This window comes from Bacillus sp. GS3m_15504, assembly GCF_055825275.1.
In genome coordinates, this window is sequence record NZ_JBVVNL010000008.1 from 67,694 (window position 1) to 84,467 (window position 16,774).

General features: G+C 35.3%; 17 protein-coding genes and 2 riboswitches. Of the genes, 9 read left to right on the plus strand and 8 right to left on the minus strand.

The window, feature by feature from the left end; translation table 11 throughout:
* Positions 1-66: 66 nt before the first annotated feature.
* Positions 67-172: riboswitch (SAM riboswitch) on the minus strand.
* A 172-nt stretch (positions 173-344) separates the two neighbouring features.
* Positions 345-560, plus strand: a complete 216-nt coding sequence (locus AC0L0O_RS28230; protein ID WP_000371390.1) for a DUF3951 domain-containing protein — start codon at positions 345-347, stop codon at positions 558-560.
* Positions 561-576: 16 nt separating this feature from the next.
* On the opposite strand, the gene AC0L0O_RS28235 is transcribed toward AC0L0O_RS28230, so the two are convergent.
* From AC0L0O_RS28235 to AC0L0O_RS28260, 6 genes are all read right to left on the minus strand, one after another.
* Positions 577-1,080 carry a hypothetical protein gene (locus AC0L0O_RS28235; protein ID WP_000756540.1) on the minus strand — a complete coding sequence of 168 codons (504 nt, stop codon included), beginning with the start codon at positions 1,078-1,080 and terminating at the stop codon, positions 577-579.
* Between the two features lie 250 nt (positions 1,081-1,330).
* On the minus strand, positions 1,331-2,581 hold the full coding sequence (locus AC0L0O_RS28240) for a multidrug effflux MFS transporter (RefSeq protein WP_001006754.1): 1,251 nt from the start codon (positions 2,579-2,581) through the stop codon (positions 1,331-1,333).
* A 127-nt stretch (positions 2,582-2,708) separates the two neighbouring features.
* The gene (locus tag AC0L0O_RS28245; protein WP_000670262.1) at positions 2,709-4,430 is read right to left on the minus strand and encodes a DUF3981 domain-containing protein; all 1,722 of its coding nucleotides are present in this window, start codon (positions 4,428-4,430) and stop codon (positions 2,709-2,711) included.
* A 78-nt stretch (positions 4,431-4,508) separates the two neighbouring features.
* Positions 4,509-5,042, minus strand: a complete 534-nt coding sequence (locus AC0L0O_RS28250; RefSeq protein WP_000222346.1) for an MFS transporter — start codon at positions 5,040-5,042, stop codon at positions 4,509-4,511.
* Positions 5,039-6,475: an FAD-binding oxidoreductase gene (locus tag AC0L0O_RS28255; protein ID WP_000715446.1), complete on the minus strand. Its 1,437-nt coding sequence runs from the start codon at positions 6,473-6,475 to the stop codon at positions 5,039-5,041. The genes AC0L0O_RS28250 and AC0L0O_RS28255 overlap by 4 nt, the downstream gene beginning before the upstream one ends.
* 111 nt (positions 6,476-6,586) lie before the next feature.
* Complete coding sequence (locus tag AC0L0O_RS28260) at positions 6,587-7,351, minus strand: DUF6612 family protein (protein ID WP_000720099.1); 765 nt, start codon at positions 7,349-7,351, stop codon at positions 6,587-6,589.
* A 145-nt stretch (positions 7,352-7,496) separates the two neighbouring features.
* Here AC0L0O_RS28260 and AC0L0O_RS28265 point away from each other — a divergent pair, with 145 nt between their 5' ends.
* The 4 genes from AC0L0O_RS28265 to AC0L0O_RS28280 all read left to right on the plus strand — a co-directional run bounded on the left by AC0L0O_RS28265 (position 7,497) and on the right by AC0L0O_RS28280 (position 11,193).
* A complete protein-coding gene (locus AC0L0O_RS28265; protein ID WP_000643875.1) occupies positions 7,497-8,405 on the plus strand; it encodes an NAD(P)-dependent alcohol dehydrogenase in 909 nt (302 codons plus the stop codon).
* 79 nt (positions 8,406-8,484) lie between these two features.
* A riboswitch (SAM riboswitch) is annotated at positions 8,485-8,599 on the plus strand.
* An 85-nt stretch (positions 8,600-8,684) separates the two neighbouring features.
* Positions 8,685-9,497, plus strand: coding sequence for a MetQ/NlpA family ABC transporter substrate-binding protein (locus tag AC0L0O_RS28270; RefSeq protein WP_000756974.1), 813 nt, complete (start codon positions 8,685-8,687; stop codon positions 9,495-9,497).
* Between the two features lie 12 nt (positions 9,498-9,509).
* Positions 9,510-10,550, plus strand: a complete 1,041-nt coding sequence (locus AC0L0O_RS28275) for a methionine ABC transporter ATP-binding protein (RefSeq protein WP_000571358.1) — start codon at positions 9,510-9,512, stop codon at positions 10,548-10,550.
* Positions 10,525-11,193 (plus strand): methionine ABC transporter permease, encoded by a 669-nt coding sequence (locus AC0L0O_RS28280; protein WP_000428869.1) that lies wholly within the window; start codon positions 10,525-10,527, stop codon positions 11,191-11,193. Before AC0L0O_RS28275 ends, AC0L0O_RS28280 begins: the two co-directional genes overlap by 26 nt.
* 37 nt (positions 11,194-11,230) lie before the next feature.
* Here AC0L0O_RS28280 and AC0L0O_RS28285 read toward each other — a convergent pair whose 3' ends face one another.
* Entirely contained in the window at positions 11,231-12,007 is a 777-nt protein-coding gene (locus AC0L0O_RS28285) for an SDR family oxidoreductase (protein ID WP_002157696.1), read from the minus strand.
* Between the two features lie 439 nt (positions 12,008-12,446).
* Between AC0L0O_RS28285 and AC0L0O_RS28290 the strand changes: the two genes are divergently transcribed.
* From AC0L0O_RS28290 to AC0L0O_RS28305, 4 genes are all read left to right on the plus strand, one after another.
* Complete coding sequence (locus AC0L0O_RS28290) at positions 12,447-13,748, plus strand: DUF5068 domain-containing protein (RefSeq protein ID WP_000038591.1); 1,302 nt, start codon at positions 12,447-12,449, stop codon at positions 13,746-13,748.
* Between the two features lie 140 nt (positions 13,749-13,888).
* Entirely contained in the window at positions 13,889-14,380 is a 492-nt protein-coding gene (locus AC0L0O_RS28295) for an RNA polymerase sigma factor (protein ID WP_000514137.1), read from the plus strand.
* Positions 14,380-15,294 (plus strand): sigma factor regulator N-terminal domain-containing protein, encoded by a 915-nt coding sequence (locus AC0L0O_RS28300; RefSeq protein WP_000381499.1) that lies wholly within the window; start codon positions 14,380-14,382, stop codon positions 15,292-15,294. Before AC0L0O_RS28295 ends, AC0L0O_RS28300 begins: the two co-directional genes overlap by 1 nt.
* Positions 15,295-15,534: 240 nt before the next feature.
* Positions 15,535-16,041 carry a DoxX family membrane protein gene (locus AC0L0O_RS28305; RefSeq protein WP_000236340.1) on the plus strand — a complete coding sequence of 169 codons (507 nt, stop codon included), beginning with the start codon at positions 15,535-15,537 and terminating at the stop codon, positions 16,039-16,041.
* A gap of 71 nt (positions 16,042-16,112) precedes the next feature.
* On the opposite strand, the gene AC0L0O_RS28310 is transcribed toward AC0L0O_RS28305, so the two are convergent.
* Positions 16,113-16,679: a DUF4256 domain-containing protein gene (locus AC0L0O_RS28310; protein WP_075396297.1), complete on the minus strand. Its 567-nt coding sequence runs from the start codon at positions 16,677-16,679 to the stop codon at positions 16,113-16,115.
* Between the last annotated feature and the right edge of the window lie 95 nt (positions 16,680-16,774).

Below are 16,774 nucleotides of genomic sequence, written 5' to 3' on the forward strand. Positions count from 1 at the left end.
CTTTTTAGAATACAAAAAGCCTTGATCCTAAAAAATAAGATCAAGGCTTAATAAACAAAGGCCCATCACTTATCTTTCAAGACTTGCTTGCTGGAATTAGCACGGTGTTCATCTTGCAGAACCCGCTGCTGAGGTGTCATAGGGCCAGTCCCTCTACCTCTCTGGATAAGTAAATTGCTATATTATTATTTGGTTCAAATTGTATATTTCGAATTATAATTCTGAAAAAATGAAAAGTCAATCAAATTGGATATATTTAGAAAAATCAGTTTTTTGATAGTATATTTATCTAAATTACAGTTTCTCGCTTATAATAAAAAAAACGATATTAAAGGAGTTATATGATGGATCCCTTACTTCTAGCAACTATAGGATTACCATTAACAATCGTTATACTTGTTATCATTGGATTTTATAAACTTTTCATTAAAAAGAAAAGCATTACCTCTTTTTACACACCCTTTGATAATATTACCGGACAAACAATTTCCGAATTTCACGAAGAACAGAAGGTATTAGTATCTGAGGATGAAGACGGCGATGGCAAGAAGAAAAAATAACCTTGCACAGGCAAGGTTATTTTTTCGTTTCTGCTTGAAAACGTTTATAGTATGTCGATGCTGTTGAAAAATTAATTTCTATATCCCGAATTAATGATGAGTCTTCTTCTTTAGCTAGTTTCTGTAATTTTTTTATCGCTTGTTCTGCTTCATTCAAGAAACCGACATATAATTCGTGCTCTTGCTCTTTGGATTTCGGTACACGGATTTCTTTACGTATATGATCAATATCCTCTAACATGTTCGTTGTTACCTTTTGCACGTCTTCTTTATATGTAGCATTTGTTATTTCCTTACCGCCCTTTTCTTTTGCTACTTCCCATAGCTGTAATGCTTTATTGATTTCTTTATTTATCTTCATATCGTACTTTTCATGTACTTCACGATACACTTTCATCTCTTCTGTTTGCTCAGTAGACTGCTCTACCTTTTCTTTCGGTTCTTTCGTATCTTTACTTCCATTACATCCTGCTAGAAGGATCATACTTCCCATTACAGCAATACCCAAAACCTTCTTCATCTCTTCTTCTCCTTTTATCTACAACTACTACTCATTATAGTTTCTTTTATCTCCACTTGTTATTATACCGAGAACACCCTACTTTTTACACTTAAGACGACATCGTAATATATATACCAACATGTTTGTCACAGTATCGTCACTTTATACAAATAACTTTTGCATCACCTTACAACACTGTATGAGTTATTTCAAAGAAATGAAAGAAGAGCTGATTCAAAAAATATTTGAATCAGCTCTTCTTTATACATTAAACCTCTAAATTTTGTCTTGCTTGCAGTTCAAACTGCTTTTCACTTCTTCTGGCCATAAATAAATAGCATAGTACCGCACCAATTTCACAAAGGGCTATTACAACACCCATCGGTAATGCGGTGTTGCTTCCACCAATACCTACTAGCGGTGCAACAAGCGCTCCTGAAATGAACTGTAATAAGCCTAATAAAGCTGATGCTGTTCCCGCAGCTTGTTTTTGATTTCTCATCGCTAATGAGAACCCAGTTGTTGAGACAACCCCAACACTTGATACAACAAGGAATAATGAACATAAAACACCAATTAACCCTATTCCTAATAAGATTGTTAGTAGTAAAGATAAACCACCAACAGCTGCAATAACGATACCAGAGACAAATAATGTCTTCTCATTCACTTTCCCTGCTAAACGACCCGTAACCTGACTCGCAATAATAATACCGATACCGTTGATTGCAAAGAATAAACTAAATTGCTGTGGTGATGCTCCGTATATGTTCTGCAACACAAATGGTGAGCCCGAAATGTATGCAAACATTGCCGCCGTTACTAATCCTTGTGACAATGCATATCCCATAAACAAACGATCCTTTAACAGTTTTCCATACGTCGCTAACGTCCCTGACAAACCGCCTGTTTCTCTTTCTTCAGGAGGTAATGTTTCACGTAATACGAAAGTAGCTGATATTAACATAAATACACTTATTGCTCCGAGAACGATAAAGACACCGCGCCACGTTGTGAACTGTAATAATTGTCCCCCTATAATCGGTGCCAAAATAGGTGCTGCTCCGTTTACTAACATAAGCAGTGAGAAGAATTTCGTCATTTCAGAACCTGAATACATGTCACGTACCATTGCACGTGATATAACAATTCCGGCTGATCCTGAAGCTCCTTGTAGGAAGCGTAATAACACTAAAGTCCAAATAGATGGTGCAACAGCACAAAGTAAAGAAGAAGCAACATAAATAATAAGAGCAATAATAAGAGGTTTGCGTCTTCCGTAAATATCACTAATTGAGCCAACAAATAATTGTCCTACTGAAAGCCCAAGCAAACAAGCTGTTAATGTAAGCTGTGCTAGAGATGCACCCGTTTGCAAGTCATCCGTTAACTTCGGTAACGAAGGCAAATACATATCAATAGATAACGGCCCAATTGCCGTAAGTGTCCCTAATACAAGAATCATCCATAACCTGTTTGTCTTTACAGGCTTATATATTTCCTGATTAACTTCATTCACTTTTTTCGTTCACCCTTTCCTATACATACTAAATCGTAACAATTATAGTTACAACATACACATACGTCAAGTATAGCGCATTTTCCTGTTTAATTTTGTAAAAAAAAGCGATAGAATCTCTATCGCTTTACTTGTTCAAATTACTATTTGTAAATTTGGATACGGAAGACATCGCCTCTCCTGTATCTAAATATGTGATTTGAATTGGATCTCCCACTTCTGTAAACATAGCATATGGGAACTTTTTCGCAGGTATCATAAACACTTTTTGTTCGTTCTCTAACAGTACATAAACAATTGTATTTTCACCTGTTTTTTCTTTATACACACGTTGTACAACGCCTTCTTTTTGTGCCTCTTTACCACTTGAAGTTGGTCTAAATGAATCTCCACTTCCGCTCAGCGCATTTTTATAATTCTCAAGCGCTTCTTTTTGCGTCGAACCTGTTGCAAATATTTTCGCATTGGAAGCATAGATAACAGTATGGGCACGTACTAACCCTCCGTCATCAATAACAGGTACAATCCAAGAAGGTTTACCGTACACATTATAAATAACCGGCATCGTTCCATGCCACTTTTCTCTCTTAAAGGAATTATCCACGACTTCCGAGGCAGCCGAACCATCCATAATTCCCTTTACTTCTTTTCCATTATAGTAATACAACTTACCTGTACGTGCATCAATGAGTGAGTAACCTAACGCAGAATCTACTCCTTCTTTCGGAGAAGTGAAATCAGTAAAGTAATATAGCGTTCCATCCTTACCAAAAATAGGTGTAACTCCTTCTTTCGTTCCCCACTCAGTCGGAATCTTCATATCAGTTTGTGAGAATTTCGTATTCCAAAATCCGTGAATATATTTACCGAAGTACGTATTTAACGTAGATGCAGTCTCGTGATTTAATACGCCATCAATAAATTTCGGTGCTTTTCCTTTATCGTATCTTTTCACTTCACCTGTTTGTGCATCTACTACTACAACGCCCTCTACCTCAAATCCAGATCTTCCTGAAATAAATTCACCGTACGTCATTGTATAATACGGTTTCCCTTTATCATCGACTTCAAATTTCGGTTTTCCTTTAAAGATTAAATTTGGTTCCGCTTGCCTTACCACACGCTCTAAATTATTTCCGAAAAACATGCTTGGCACGTATTTCATTTTATAACCGAGGTGCAGTTTCGCTTCTGCATCAGGATTCGTACCTGACATCGTTACGTACCCTGGAATTGTCTCCGCTTTACGTGCTTTAAAAAATCCTGAAACTTCAATCGGTGCTACATATAAAGCCTCACCATTTACCATTTGTGGCGTTAATTCTCCTAGCTCAAAATAAGCTACTTTTGGAATATCCCCAAATACTTTTTTCATCTTATTCTCCGCTGTCTTTGGCGGCACTGTAAACGGCTGATCATTTTCAGTAAATGGCTCTGAAATATCTTTCTCTATCTTTACAACAGAATCATATTTCGTTTGCGAGATTACTATATCGTGCAAATAACCAAAGTAGCCGTAACTTGCAAGTAAAACAAACATTAGAAGTCCTTTTAACGTACCTTCTAATTTTCCTATTTGATCTTGTGAAAATAAAACAAGCCCAATTAAAATTGCTACTGCAACAGAATAATGAGTAAGAATTGAATCTGCTCGATCATCGATTAACCAAAAATATTCATAGATTGCGATACCTATCCAAAATAAAACTGGAATAACTAAAATGGATGATTTCTTACCCTTTACAACCTTCTCATCCCCTTTCTTATCCACTGCTCGAAGTTTACTACCGCTTCTTCTTGTCCATGGAATCAAAAACAAAGTGAGAATAGCTAAAATTAAAAATTTCATCAAAGGCAATGTCCCCTTTTCTTTTGTCTTCCCCTTTAGTATAACAAATAAAGGTTATTCAGGTAAAAATGGGAATGGTTATATTTTTTTACTACTTAATACAACTCCACTCACTACATATAAGATAGATGCTATATAAAAAATTGTACCAATCGTAAAGAAGTCTACTAAATATCCCGTTGCAATAATCGCAACTGCTCCACCAATCGATGTCCACACATGATATTTTCCAATCTCATAACCAGCATTTTCTTGTACAACTTTTCGTGCTAACGACGTCTTCTCCGTATTACGCTGCACAGCCCCTAAAACTCCCATTAAAATTTGAAGAATGTATACATGCCATACTTCTGTTGCAATAGGAAAACAAAGCATTAATATTGCCATGGTCCAGGCATATATAATTAATAATTTTTGATCGCCTACTCGATCAGACAGTTTTCCTACTAACGGGTACACAAGCGCTGAAGTTAAGGCAAATAAACCATAAGCCCAGCCAAACTGCGAGAAGCTATTTCCAACATTCCGGAGCAATAGAATGTAAAAAGGAAACACCATACTTCCCGCCATCATAATAATGCTTTGTGAAGCTATAAATCTTCTATATGTCATTTCGTATACTCCCTATAAAATAAATTCACAAATCTCTCTTTTGGATCCGCTTCTTTTTTCTTCCCAAGAAATTCTTCTATACGAGGGTATGCTCTCTTTAACTGCTCTTTCGTTGGATAAGAATAATACGGTAAATAATAACTACCGTTATGCTTTAACGTAACATCAATCATCTTCTGAATAACATCCTCTGTTTTCTTTATCTCATTTTCAGAACGCCCTTGATTAATTAAAAGAACCAGTGCAAACATATCATCTTTCGCATAGGATAAAACTGCATTTTCATTCTTTTCCACGTAACGAATCGTAATATTGAGCAAATTAAACTCTTCTTCATTTAATACGTTACGTAAATCATCTATGTATTCCGTAAAAGAATCTATAGGCACAAAATATTCTTGTAACACCTCTGTCCTATTCGGGTTTTCATATTCCATAAATGCACTATCTGACCTCATAACATTATTTCGCGTCTCATACTTTCCATCTGTACGTTCAAAATAACTTCTTTGTATATCCCAAAACGTATTCTTTCCCCAATCACTATAGCGTGATAATCCAAGTAAAAATTTCGGCGCTGCTATAATAGTTTCTTCTTTTAGTTCACTATACTCTTCCCTCATATTTTGATTTTGTGCCAATGTATAATCTGTCACATACATTTCTCTTAAGAATGAATTTGGAGCAACAGAAATACGAGCTAAGTGCATACGAACATTAGCATCTTTTTTCACTTTTTCTTTGAAATAAGACGTGTATTCTTTATAATCTAGCATTTTCGTATGCGTTTCATATAATTCATCATTTGTTAACTTTAAAGTCACATCTAAAATGACACCAAATAACCCATAACCGCCAATGACGTAAGGAAATAAATCCGCATTCTCTTCTCTACTTACATTACGTACAGTGCCATCTGCCATTAGTAATCGAAATGATTCGACTGTATCAATCAATGCCTCATGACGAATATCACGACCATGTACATTTACACTTAATGAACCACCAACCGTAAAAATATTTTGCGATTGCATCACCTGAACAGCAAGACCATATGGGTTTACTTTCTTCTGAATATCATTCCACGTGACGCCGCTTTGAACTGTAATGCGCTTCTTCTCTGGATCAAATTCTAATATTTTATTATATCCTTTCATATCAAGCATCGTACCATGTGGATAGTATGTCTGTCCGCCTTGGCTATGTTGCATACCAGCAATAGAAATTTTCTCTCCAGAAACATTTGCATCTTGCACTAATTGTATTAACGAGTGCTCATCAGTAGCACTTTCAACACGTTTTATTTTTGTCGGAAGCAATTTACCTACATCACTCATAATAGGATGATCGAGTTGTTTTTTATATGTATGTACAGACGTTGCAAGCAACACTGTATATGCTACAATGACCACCGCTATCTTTCCTTTTTTCAAATGACACTCTCCTCTTCTACATCTTTTCCTCTTTATATTGTACCTATTTTCCTATGAAGAAAGAATACAAAAAAGAGGGACCTTATTTTAGGTCCCTCCTCATCAAAACTGTTACTTTGCTGCTGGCAATTGTATTGGGTCAAACTTTTCATACGACGTATATTTTGCGTTCGTAATAATGTGTGCTTTATCCTTTCCATTATTACTCATAATCATGTCTATCTTTGCTGATTCATATTTAAAATCTTTTGTAATGATATATTCTGCATCCACTTCTTCTATCTTCGCATTTTGTGCTTGTAACATTTTCTTCTGCGTTTCATCCATGCTAGTTAACATACTTTCTGTTTCTTGCCCTTTTAATGTAAATTTCAGTTTATATTTATCTCCGCTTTTCTCCAACTTCATTTTATCTAAAACTACTTCCGGTACTTCTAACTTATCTATAATATCTTGAGTCGCTTTCATTCCACCAGCGTTTAATTGCTCCTCTGGTACGGTTATAACTTCTCCTGTATTAGGGTTTTTTACCTCACCAGCAACTTTACCATCCACAGTATACACTACAACATCTGTACCGGAAATATTCATTTCAGAACGAGAATTCTTTGTCTTTGGCTCTAATTGCATCTTAGCCTTTACTATATCCATCTCTGTTCCCTCAGCTTTTACCCCTACACCATATGTCATCGTTACATGTTCTTCATTTTTAAAAGCTTCATTCGTTTTCTTGAAAACATCTTTCGCCGTTAATTCCTTTTCTTTTTGAACGGATTCTTTTTTCGGCTCATCCGTCTTTGCTGTTTTCTCATTACTACACCCTACCCCTAGACTGATTGCAAGTACTAAACTTGAAACAAAAATAATTTTTTTCATACTGTTGCCCCCTTTCCCAAAATAATATCACCTCTTTTCCTATGAAATCTATATAATTTTTAATCTATACTCGCTATATAGCGACATGTTTAATGAAGATCTTAAATATGATGTAAATAACGACAACTCATTTCAGGAGGACATTATGAAGGCAATCATTTGCACACAGTATGGACCACCTAACGTTCTTCAGCTTCAAAATATAGAGAAACCTATACCTAAAAAGAACGAAGTATTAGTTAAAATTCACGCAACAAGTGTATCGACTGGAGATTGTAGAATACGCGGATTTAATAGCCCTCTATTATTTTGGATTCCTATGCGACTTATATTAGGACTTAGAAAACCGAGAAACCCTATACTTGGCGTAGAATTAGCAGGAGAGATAGAGGATATCGGGACAGATGTAACTCAATTTAAAAAAGGGGATCAAATTTTTGCATTAACAGAACTCAATCTTGGTGGTTATGCCGAATACACATGCGTGCATGAAAGTGGATTAATAACATTAAAACCTACCAATGTAACGTATGAAGAAGCGGCAGTTATTCCTTTTGGTGGAACTTCAGCTTTGCATTTTCTGAGAAAAGGCCGGATAAAAAAGGGGCAACAAGTTCTCATATATGGTGCGTCTGGATCAGTAGGAACAGCTGCCATACAACTCGCTAAATATTTTGGTGCGACCGTTACAGCTGTTTGTAGTAATTCAAATTTTGAACTCGTGCAATCTTTAGGAGCGGATAAAGTAATTGATTATACGAAAGAAGATTTTACTAAGCGGCGCGAGCGCTACGATATTATATTTGATGCAGTTGGAAAGCATAAAAAATCCCTTTGTAAACAAGTATTAGCGCCTAATGGAAAATATGTATCTGTGAATGGAATGATGGCAAAAGTAAGTAAAGAGGATATGATTCTACTAAAAAAACTAACTGAAACAGAACATTTAAAACCTGTTATTGATAGAACTTACCTATTAGAAGAAATTGCTGAAGCTCATATGTATGTGGAAATAGGGCATAAAAAAGGGAACGTTTCGATTACCTTAAAATAAAATATATTCAGAAAATAACATTGACAATTCTTTTTGTAAGATTTACTATTAGTACCATATTAAAAACTACATACACATACTCTTATCAAGAGTGGCGGAGGGACTGGCCCGATGATGCCCGGCAACCGAGCTTATGACGTATAAGCTAAGGTGCTAATTCCTGCAAAACGAGTTTTCGTTTTGGAAGATAAGAGAGGATCCTATTTTGTCTATTCGGCACCTCTCTTATTTTTGAGAGGTGCTTTTTATTTTGGAACATATATGAAGGGGGAACTATAGATGAAAAAAGTATTATTAAGCATTGTAAGCGGAGCGGTACTATTATTAGGCGCATGTAGCGCTGGTTCGGATAAAGAAGTAAAAGCGTTAGATGAGAAAAAGATTACTGTCGGTGTAACAGGCGGGCCGCATGAACAAATTTTTGAAAAGGTAAAAGAAGTGGCAGCGAAAGACGGTCTCGAAATTGATGTAAAAGTATTTAATGATTATGTAGCACCGAACGTATCCCTCGATGAAAAAAGCCTTGATGTAAATAGCTATCAAACAAAATCATATTTAGACGTGTTTAAAGCTGAACGTAATATGAAATTAACCGAAGTATTTTCAACAGTAACATTCCCTATGGGCGTATATTCAAAAAGCTTAAAGGATGTAAAAGACTTAAAAGATGGTGATGCAATTGCTGTACCAAATGATCCAACGAATGAACTTCGAGCTTTAAAACTATTTGAAAAAGCAGGAGTTTTAAAAGTGGATCCAAAAGCGACAGAAAAAGCGACTGCGAAAGATGTAATTGAAAATCCAAAAAATTTAAAGATCGTTGAATTAGAGGCATCTCAATTACCAACACAACTAAGTGAAGTAAAAGCAGCTGCAATTAATACAAACTTTGCATTAGGTGCAAAATTAAGCCCTGCGAAAGATTCTATCTTCCGTGAAGGAAAAGATTCACCATATGTAAACTGGGTCGTTGTTCGTACTGAAAATAAAGATGATGCGGTTGTAAATAAATTAAAGAAAGCTTATCAATCTAAAGAAGTAAAAGAATTTATTGAGAAAAAATTTGATGGTTCTGTTTTACCGTCTTGGTAGGAGCTGACGATAATGATTGAATTAAAAAATGTATCCAAAGTATTTACAACAAAAAAGGGGAATGTGGAAGCTCTTAAGTCTACTTCCCTCCAAGTAAAAAAGGGCGAAGTATTTGGAATCATTGGATATAGTGGCGCTGGCAAAAGTACATTAATTCGCTGTGTAAATTTATTAGAAAAACCAACGACAGGAAATATTATTGTAAACGAGCAAGATTTAACAACACTGTCTACAAAAGAACTAGCAAAAGCACGACAAAAAATCGGGATGATTTTTCAAGGATTCAATTTACTTAAAACTGTTACCGTTTATGAAAATATCGCATTACCGTTACGCCTTGCTGGCGTTCCAAAATTAGAAATTGAAAAAAGGGTAGAAAAGTATTTACGTATTGTCGATCTCTTTAATCGAAAAGATGCCTATCCGAGTGAACTTTCTGGTGGCCAGAAACAACGTGTGGCTATCGCCCGTGCACTATCACATGAACCGGAAGTGTTATTAAGCGACGAAGCAACGAGTGCTTTAGATCCAGAAACAACTGATTCTATTCTTGACCTATTATTAAAGATTAATGAGGAAATCGGAATCACAATTTTATTAATTACACATGAAATGAACGTTATCCAGCGTATATGCGACAGAGTTGCTGTTATGGAACATGGAGCAGTAGTCGAAAGCGGGACTGTGAAGGATATATTCACAAACCCACAACATGTAACAACGAAGAAATTTGTAAATAGTGCATTTGCAGCAAAAATCCCAGCTGAAGTACAAAAAGAACTACAAAGAACCGGAGAAATCGTAACTCTTTCTTTTATAGGAAATTCTTCTGGTGAACCAGCATTAGCTGTTGCCACAAAACGATTCCAAGTATATCCAAATATTTTATCCGGTAATATTACTCAATTAAAACATGAGGCATACGGGAAACTTGTCATTCATATGCAAGGGGAACAAAATGAAATCAACCACGCTTTATCATTTTTACAAGAACAAGGAATCATCGTAGAAGGAGGTAGAACAGACTATGGAAAACAAGTCCTTTTTGGATGAATGGGGTAAAGTCATATGGGAAGCAACCATTCAAACATTTCAAATGACATCTATTTCACTATTCATCTCTATCCTTATTGCACTACCACTTGGTGTCACACTTGTTTTAACAAGACCTGGTGGGCAGCACGAAAATAAAATCATTTACTCAATTCTTAATACAATTATTAATATCATTCGCTCTCTTCCATTTATCATTCTATTATTCTTCATTTTACCTTTTACAAAGTTTCTAATGGGAACATCCATTGGTGTGCAAGGTGTTATCGTACCGCTTGTCGTCTTCACTGCTCCCTATATCGCAAGATTGATGGAGACAGCTTTATTAGAAGTCGATCGTGGTGTGATTGAAGCTTACCAAGCGATGGGCGTTTCTACTATACAAATTATTTGGCACGTTATGGTGAAAGAAGCTCGTCCCTCCCTTGTACTTGGATTAACAATTGCAACGATTGGCTTAATCGGTGCTACAGCAATGGCTGGTCTTGTAGGCGCTGGTGGGCTAGGGGACTTAGCATATCGCTTCGGACATTTACGCTATGAACCTGAAGTAATGTATGCAACTGTCTTTATTTTAATTATCCTCGTTCAAGGATTACAGTCTTTAGGGAATGGTATTGCACGAAGATTGAAGAAAGATTAAAAAAGAAGGTATCTCACCCTGGTGAGATACCTTCTTCTTATCTTTTAAATCCACCTTCTGAATGAATAACTTGTCCCGTAATCCACTCTGCTTCTTCACTTACTAAAAACTTAATGAGTCTTGCTGCATCCTTTGGCTCACCAATTCTGCCAAAAGGAAACATTGGTTTTAATCCTTGCTTTATCTCTTCAGTCATCCAGCCTGTATCAGTTGGACCTGGGTTAATTGCATTCACTGTTATTCCTAAATGAGCTACCTCGGCTGACAACGAACTAGTAAGAGCATCAATAGCCCCCTTCGTTGTTGCATACGCCAGTTCTCCAACCATAGGCCCTTGAAATTGCCCCGAAGTCATATTCACAATTCTACCACCAGATTTCTTATCAAATCCTCGGGCAAATTGACTACTTAATAATGTAGTCGCACGAATATTGACCATGTAGTGCTTATCTAATTCTTCAGCAGTCAAATTAGAGAAATCATTATTCGTAGAATACGCTGCATTATTAATTAATATATGAGGGTAGCCTAGTTGTTCAGTAACTTTATTTATAAGCTCTTTCGGTGCATCATTCTGAGTTAAATCTAACTCCATACTCGATACTTTCACACCGTTTTTTAGTAACTCTTCTTGTAATTGTATTTGTTCACTTTGATCAACGCCCCAAGGCATCTCTTTATCATACTCTGTCCAATACGTAAAAAATATATTGTATCCAGCCTCAGCTAATTCTTTACAAATTGCTGCGCCTATACCATCTAAACGACTTACACCTGTAACAACTGCTACTTTATCTTTTAATTGATTCATCATATACTCCTCCAGTTTTAAAGGACGCATATTTTATATAAGAGATATGAATTTCCCCACATAAGTATCTATCCTTACAAAGGGGACGCACAAGCCAAATATGCAGTCCTTGCATGATTTACAGATAGCCAAATAATCCCTCACTTATGAGAGAAAAATTCATCTATCTAATTTCTAATCATTACAAGTTCATCCACATATTGAGTCCTTGTCTCCTTTCCATATACCTCTATTTCTATCATAACAATATGGTGTAATATTTCAAATGATAAAAAAATAAAAACCAATATTCCATTCCAAACTTCTATCAAATTTATTATATTATAATATTTAAATAATGGAAATAAATAGAAAAAACACTGGTAAATATTGACTAGCCTTCTTATAATAAAACGTGGGGCTAATATGAGAGTTTAGTTTTAAACAAATAGGGGGAAGAAACATGTCAAAAAAATTACTTTCTTTATTTTCTGCAGTAATCGTAGCAGCTTTTGTAATAACCGGCTGTGGTCAAAGCGATACGACAAATAAAGAACAAAAAGAAAATGCAGCCAAAGAAAACAAAACAGAAAAAACGGATACAACAAAAGAAAATAAACCTGAAGAAAAAAAATCCGAAGACAAGAAAACTGAAGATAAAAAGACGGAAAATACCGCTACTAGCTCCAGCGATTATTCTAAACTTATTTCCTACATGGAAAAAGAAACAGGCGGAAAAACAAAAGTTCTTTTTGAAAATAAGGAACCACAAGTCTATAAATCTGAAGATGTTTCAGTATCGATGAACAGTTATACATTAGTTGAATTAAATGGATTCCATACGGACTTTAATATTCCATTTAACCGTCAAACAGAGGGCGGAGTTATTCTTGTGAACTATAGCGTAAAAAATAGTTCAGCTAAAGATATTTATTATATGCCAGCATTGGACATATCGTTTACTGGTGCGCAGAAAGTATATAGTAACTATAAAGATTTAATTCCAAAAGAAGATCAACTGCCAACTAAGCTTGCTCCAACGAATGATTACTTAGTAAAAGCAGGAGAAACTATTTCTGGTTATATCGCGTATCCATTTGGAAAAGATGATCTAGCAAAAATTTCAAGTCTCTCAACAGTCTCAGTCACAGTCCCAACTGCACAAGCTAATAAAGGAAAATTCGATGCTCCAATCGGCAGTCCCGGAAGCTTTTCATTAAGTTTAAACAAACAAGGTGCTGAAAAGGTTGCAACAGATAAAGCTTTCTACCAAGATAAAGCTACAGCTAATAACATGGGCGATAAAAAAATGTTAAAAGAGAAATCAAGTATTAATAACAGCCAAGAATTAGGCGCTGTTAATGTTACATTAGATGGATACCAATTTACTCAATTCACACCAAATTCCGTCGAAGCACCGCGCTTTGCAAATTTCAAAAACGGTATTGTTCTATTAACGGTGAAATTCAAGCTTGATAACAAAGATACTCAAGACGTTTCACTATCTCCTATAAGCTCTACATTGAGAGTGAATGATGGTACACAATATACGATTAATGAAGGTATGCTACTAAATTACGACTATAACGCTTCAGTCAAAACGGGAACATCTGGAGAGTTACTGCAAGTATTTATTTTAGATCAAGAGCAGTATGAGAAGATTTGGAAGGAAAAAAGCTTCGAGATTGAGTTAGGACCTATGAGAAATAAAGAAGCTAAAGATATTTCACAAGGTAAAAAAGCTAAGTTTACATTACCTAAATAAATTACTAAATATATAATAGAAAAGGCATATAACATATGATTGTTATATGCCTTTTTTATTTGTATCAAGAACAAAACTTTAATTTAAGTGTATACATTTACTATTACCTATTCGTTGTATAAGTGTAGGGAGGAAAAATGATGGGAAAAGAAAATATATTGACCTCCTATCTTATCAATTTAGGGGAGGAAGTGTTCAAACTATTATTAGCGAAAGGGGCTATAAAAGAAGACGCAGAAGACATCATCCAAAATACTTTCTATAAAGTATATACGTTGCTAGATGACCTAACAGAGAATAACATACGTCCATGGTTTTTTAGGGTTGCATTAAACGAATACATTGACTTGAAGAGAAAAAAAGAGCAACAGAACATCTATTTAACTGAAGAGATTTATTCAAAATTACAATATACAGACCGAGAACTGGATGCTGTTTTAAATAAAGATGAGATTTTCTATCTATTAAAAGATATAAAACTAGAATATAAAGAAGCCTTCTTTTTAAAGTATTATTACGATTTTACATATGAAGAAATTGCACTAATACTAGATATTCGAGTAAATAGCGTCAAACAAAAGTTACATCGTGCACGTAAAACAATTCATTCTACAGTAGGGGGAAAACCTTAATGGATACTTCTTTAAAAAATGCATTAAAAAAAGCGCAAAGGAAACAGTTACTTAAAATCATCATTACTTCTATTCTCGTTGTCATCATACTTATCCCTATCATTTATAAAGTAGGTAATTACTTCGCAGCGAAAGGCTCTATGAGGCTTCACGAACAACTCTTTTTATATAATTCAATTGCAGAACCGAATGTACAAATTGATTCTCAAGTAACGAGTAGCTCCTCTATGTTTGGCGGCAATATTACATCAAATCGTTCTAAAAATATTAATGGTTACGTAGTGAAATGGAATACACTGACAAGCCCTTACAATTGGTTTCGCTCTAACATCGATTACAATGAGGTAATACCAGGAACTCATTGGGGGAGGTCTAATACAGAGTCTTATAATTACGATAAACAAACGAAAAATAAAGTTGCCACATTTTATAATCCAGCTATCAAGGAATATTACGATGGAGTCAAAAATGAATTAAGTGCAGTTTCCAAAATGGAAAACTATGTTGCAGAAGTCGCTATCTCTTTCGATCAACCTTATACATTAAAAGAAATTCAAACAAAAATACCAGACAACTTAAATATCGTATGGCTATATATGGTCTCACCTATTAGAGATGAAAGCGGAGGTCCTGCCGGTATGCCAGTTTATGGATTTGAGCCAGGAACCCCTCTCGAAGAATCGTACAAAGGGTTCTTTGATTCCCTTAAACAATATAATGATGGGTATGACAAGGACATTCAAAAGTTTTTAAAATCAAATGAAAACAAACCATTTGATCAAGTGAAAATTTTAGGTGTTATGCTAACAGGAAAAACGGAAAACTTTAAGGCATTAGAAAACCAAAACTTTATTCGTGGTGCTTCTGTAGGGGTTACTGCACAAATTGTTCCTTATATAAAACCAGAGAAATAATAAGGAACGCCCAGATGAACTTAAAGAACACACATAAACCTGTTTACTACGGGAGCTATCCGCTACAATAGATAGCTCCCATCTCTCATTTATTGCTTAATTTTCAAAAATAAACTTCATAATATTTTAGGTGCAATTTTATAAATAAAAAATCATATATTTGTTCACATTATATCCATTGTGAATTTTTTCACAATGGATATATAATAAACTTGTAAATACAATATTGGAGGGATTTCAATGGTTATCAATTTTTTAAGAACTGATAAACGTGCTGCTTTCATATTATTATTTTTACGACTTTACATAGGATATACATGGCTCGCTGCTGGAATCGGCAAAGTCTTTGGACAATCTTTTGACGCAAGTGGTTTTCTAAAGGGCGCTATTGCTCAAGCATCAGGTGACCACCCTGCCGTACAAAGTTGGTGGGCAGATTTCCTTCAACACTTTGTTCTTCCAAATGCAGACCTATTTAGCTTTTTAGTTCAATGGGGAGAAATTTTAGTAGGTCTAGGTTTGATTTTAGGCGGATTAACAAAAACAGCTGCATTTTTCGGAATCATAATGAATCTTGCATTTTTATTAAGCGGAACTGTTAGTGTAAACCCAAACCTGCTTATTTTAACTATGTTCATTTTAGTTGCAGGACAGAACGCCGGACGTATTGGATTAGATGGCTATGTTTTCCCAAAACTTTTCCGTAAAAACAGCCACGGAACATATAAATTAAGCAAAACTGCGTAGTAACGGTTTACTCTTAAAATATAAATAAGAAAAAGAGCCTGCGTATAGGCTCTTTTTTGTTTACTCCAAATTTAAACTCTTAACGAGCCACGAAAACCTCTGGCAGCATAATAAGAATCTGCCCCATTGTGATACACGAAAACATGCCCGAAGCGATAATCGCAAAATAGCGCACCACCGAGTTCTCGAATATCTGAAGGTGTTTGTACCCAACTTGATGATTTCATGTCAAAATCTCCAAGTTTTTGCAATTCCCGATATTGTTCTTCTGTTAATAGTTCAATACCCATAGCATTTGCAACATCAATAACGTTATTTTCGGGCTTATGTTTTTTTCTTGATTCTAACGCTTCCAGATCATAACAGAGACTTCTGCGCCCTTTAGGACTCTCCTTTGAACAATCATAGAAAGTATATTCGTCCTTCTCTTCATCATAACCAACAACATCAGGCTCACCGCCTGTTACTTCCATTTCATTAAGTGTCCACAATTTTTCATTATTAGTAGCTAGCTTCGTTTCAACTTTAGCCCATTCAAGACCTTCATGGCGGTTCATGTTTTTCTCAAAACGGTCTTGTAATACTTTTAATAGTTCTTCACGTTGTTCTACAGATAACTCATTTTTATTCTCTGTCATATTCGTCCTCCGAATTAAGCTTCCTTATAACCACTTAAATCTTCTCAATAATGGTTTACTTGCAGTTTACAACAATCTGGCCCAATTGCACAACG

Bases quoted from the DNA above. Each gene is read 5' to 3' on its own strand.
- AC0L0O_RS28230 (WP_000371390.1), top strand. From the start codon at position 345: ATGGATCCCTTACTTCTAGCAACTATAGGATTACCATTAACAATCGTT.
- AC0L0O_RS28235 (WP_000756540.1), bottom strand. From the start codon at position 1,080: ATGAAGAAGGTTTTGGGTATTGCTGTAATGGGAAGTATGATCCTTCTA.
- AC0L0O_RS28245 (WP_000670262.1), bottom strand. From the start codon at position 4,430: ATGAAATTTTTAATTTTAGCTATTCTCACTTTGTTTTTGATTCCATGG.
- AC0L0O_RS28250 (WP_000222346.1), bottom strand. From the start codon at position 5,042: ATGACATATAGAAGATTTATAGCTTCACAAAGCATTATTATGATGGCG.
- AC0L0O_RS28260 (WP_000720099.1), bottom strand. From the start codon at position 7,351: ATGAAAAAAATTATTTTTGTTTCAAGTTTAGTACTTGCAATCAGTCTA.
- AC0L0O_RS28265 (WP_000643875.1), top strand. From the start codon at position 7,497: ATGAAGGCAATCATTTGCACACAGTATGGACCACCTAACGTTCTTCAG.
- AC0L0O_RS28270 (WP_000756974.1), top strand. From the start codon at position 8,685: ATGAAAAAAGTATTATTAAGCATTGTAAGCGGAGCGGTACTATTATTA.
- AC0L0O_RS28275 (WP_000571358.1), top strand. From the start codon at position 9,510: ATGATTGAATTAAAAAATGTATCCAAAGTATTTACAACAAAAAAGGGG.
- AC0L0O_RS28280 (WP_000428869.1), top strand. From the start codon at position 10,525: ATGGAAAACAAGTCCTTTTTGGATGAATGGGGTAAAGTCATATGGGAA.
- AC0L0O_RS28285 (WP_002157696.1), bottom strand. From the start codon at position 12,007: ATGATGAATCAATTAAAAGATAAAGTAGCAGTTGTTACAGGTGTAAGT.
- AC0L0O_RS28290 (WP_000038591.1), top strand. From the start codon at position 12,447: ATGTCAAAAAAATTACTTTCTTTATTTTCTGCAGTAATCGTAGCAGCT.
- AC0L0O_RS28295 (WP_000514137.1), top strand. From the start codon at position 13,889: ATGGGAAAAGAAAATATATTGACCTCCTATCTTATCAATTTAGGGGAG.
- AC0L0O_RS28300 (WP_000381499.1), top strand. From the start codon at position 14,380: ATGGATACTTCTTTAAAAAATGCATTAAAAAAAGCGCAAAGGAAACAG.
- AC0L0O_RS28305 (WP_000236340.1), top strand. From the start codon at position 15,535: ATGGTTATCAATTTTTTAAGAACTGATAAACGTGCTGCTTTCATATTA.
- AC0L0O_RS28310 (WP_075396297.1), bottom strand. From the start codon at position 16,679: ATGACAGAGAATAAAAATGAGTTATCTGTAGAACAACGTGAAGAACTA.